We start from the raw sequence: 471 nt of genomic DNA, 5'->3' as shown, positions 1-471 counted from the left end.
GATCGAGGCGCCCGGCTGCGAGTCGGGCCCGTTGTTCTTGTACAGGTTGAGGGTGAGCAGCGCGCTGAAGCCCGGCACTAGTGTGCAGCGCACGCCAACGAACTGCCCCAGGGCAGGCATGGCGACGTTGTCGATGGCAATCTTGTTGCCCTTCGAGTCCAGCTGGCTGCAACTCATCGACAGGGTCCAGCCCGTGGTCGGGAAGCCCATGTTGGTGACCTGCAACGAGTACTCGCGGCTGCCTGCGGTCACGTCGCTGGGGATGATCAGCTGCGATGCCATTTGCCGGGTGGGCGAACGCCCGGACTGCATCGACACGTTGCGCCAGCCGAACTGAAGGTTGTTGGTGATCAGCGCAGCCATGTCCAGTTGCGAGAACACATCCGGGAACGGGTTACCGGCGTTGTTCATCCAGGTGATGAAGCAATAGTGGTCACTGCCCCCGGTTGGCGGTTGCGGGTTGCTCCAGAC

1 protein-coding gene is annotated in these 471 nt (G+C 62.6%); it reads right to left on the bottom strand.

The features are described from left to right. On the bottom strand, window positions 1-471 hold a 471-nt coding region (locus tag SB725_RS30160; RefSeq protein ID WP_410923018.1), incomplete at both ends, for a hypothetical protein.

The organism is Pseudomonas sp. SIMBA_041 (assembly GCF_046535095.1).
Taxonomy (GTDB): Bacteria; Pseudomonadota; Gammaproteobacteria; order Pseudomonadales; family Pseudomonadaceae; genus Aquipseudomonas; species Aquipseudomonas mucoides.
This window is presented reverse-complemented; position numbering and strand designations above follow the sequence as displayed.